The following is a 1,702-nucleotide window of genomic DNA, read 5'->3' on the forward strand; positions in this document are numbered from 1 at the left end:
GTTCAGGATGTTCAGGATTAATGAATATCACATCCTGTTAATCTTTTAATCCTGTAAATCCTGATTCAGACAATTAATGCTATAATCAACAAATAACGACTTGGTGTCATATTATGATGATTACTCAAGAATTAGAACTTAAAGAAAACATCTCTCAAGATGTGATTTTTCCCCCCAGTGATTTATATAGTGATGAACCTCCGGTGGAAACAGAACTACATTTAAGACAAATAATTCTCCTTTTCAAATGTCTAGAATGGTTGTGGAAAGATAGATATGATTTCTACGCTGCGGGAAATCTCACCATTTACTATAGTCCTAATCAGAAAAAATCAGAATATTTCCGAGGTCCTGATTTCTTTGTTGTGCTGGGAACAGAACGCAAAACTCGGAAAAGTTGGGTAGTTTGGAATGAAGACGGTAAATATCCCAATGTAATTTTAGAGATTCTTTCACCAACTACAGTTAATACAGATAAAGAATATAAAAAAGAACTTTATCAGAATACTTTCCGCACCCCGGATTATTTTTGGTTTGATCCTTATACACTAGAATTTGCAGGTTTTCATTTATTAGATGGAAAATATCAACCTCTAGAAGCAAATGAAAAAGGACATTTATGGAGTGAACAATTAAATTTATATTTGGGAATTCATGAGGGATTATTGCGCTATTTCACACCAGAAGGAAAGTTAGTTTTTACCCCTGAAGAAACCGCAGAACGTTTAGCAGCAAAGTTGCGGGAATTAAATATAGATCCTGATAAAATTTAATCTACAATCAAATGTAGGTTGGGTTAAGCGATAGCGAAGCGCTCCGCAGGAATCGCGCAACCCAACAAATGTTTTAATAATATGTTTTAATAATATGATGTTGGGTTTCGTTCCGATTGCTCCGCGTTCACGCAGTGTCCCGCAGGGATACGTTTACGTTCCACAACCCAACCTACGGAACTAAACTCTGTTTTTGTAGCAAAAATTAATTATAACTATGCCCTACAGTGATTTTACACTAAAAAAAGTCCGTCAGGATTTAGCGATCGCCATCCATGAAGGAGGACGGTTTTTTCCAGATGTGCCTGCTGTAAAACTTGATGATTTGCTACGTCAAGAACTAGAAGAAGGTTTACCATTGGTACTTGCACGAGGTAGTGAAAAAGCTCGTTCTGAATGGATTATTAGCCCTGTATTAACAGCAGTTCGACGATTATTAGATCGTCAAATTAGCCTCTTTTCTGGAGAAGATTTTACCGTTGATCCTAGTATTGGACTCAATGGTATTTGTGACTTTCTGATTAGTAAATCACTAAGCCAATTAGAAATTCAAGCTCCAGTAGTTATAATTATAGAAGCAAAAAAAGAAAATCTTAATGGTGGTTTAGGTCAGTGTATTGCAGAAATGGTAGCTGCCCAAAAATTTAATGCTGCTAATAATGTCAACATTCCCATAATTTTCGGTTCTGTCACCAGTGGAACTACTTGGAAATTTTTAAAACTGGAGGCTAATTCAGTCACTATTGATATTACTGAATATCCATTGCCACCTGTTGAGCCAATTTTATCATTTCTAACGTGGATGTTATCAGTAAATTAATATTGTTTTTAAATTCTGTAAATCCTGATATAGCTACGCTATCAGACAATAAGTAGGTTGGCGTTAAAAATTGTCGTTATGACAAGGGAACAGGGAACAGGGAACAGGG

Annotated in this window: 2 protein-coding genes; both read left to right on the forward strand. The window is 35.8% G+C overall.

Annotated elements, in window-relative coordinates; translation table 11 throughout:
- Positions 1-113: 113 nt before the first annotated feature.
- Complete coding sequence (locus tag FJR37_RS09415; RefSeq protein WP_168465876.1) at positions 114-773, forward strand: Uma2 family endonuclease; 660 nt, start codon at positions 114-116, stop codon at positions 771-773.
- 217 nt (positions 774-990) lie between these two features.
- The gene (locus FJR37_RS09420; protein ID WP_168465877.1) at positions 991-1,593 is read left to right on the forward strand and encodes a hypothetical protein; all 603 of its coding nucleotides are present in this window, start codon (positions 991-993) and stop codon (positions 1,591-1,593) included.
- Positions 1,594-1,702: the final 109 nt, after the last annotated feature.

This window comes from Aphanizomenon sp. UHCC 0183 (genome assembly GCF_009712065.1).
Classification (GTDB): domain Bacteria; phylum Cyanobacteriota; class Cyanobacteriia; order Cyanobacteriales; family Nostocaceae; genus Dolichospermum; species Dolichospermum heterosporum.

Excerpts from the sequence above, each read along its gene's own strand:
- FJR37_RS09420 (WP_168465877.1), top strand. The coding sequence starts at position 991 with ATGCCCTACAGTGATTTTACACTAAAAAAAGTCCGTCAGGATTTAGCG.
- FJR37_RS09415 (WP_168465876.1), top strand. The coding sequence starts at position 114 with ATGATGATTACTCAAGAATTAGAACTTAAAGAAAACATCTCTCAAGAT.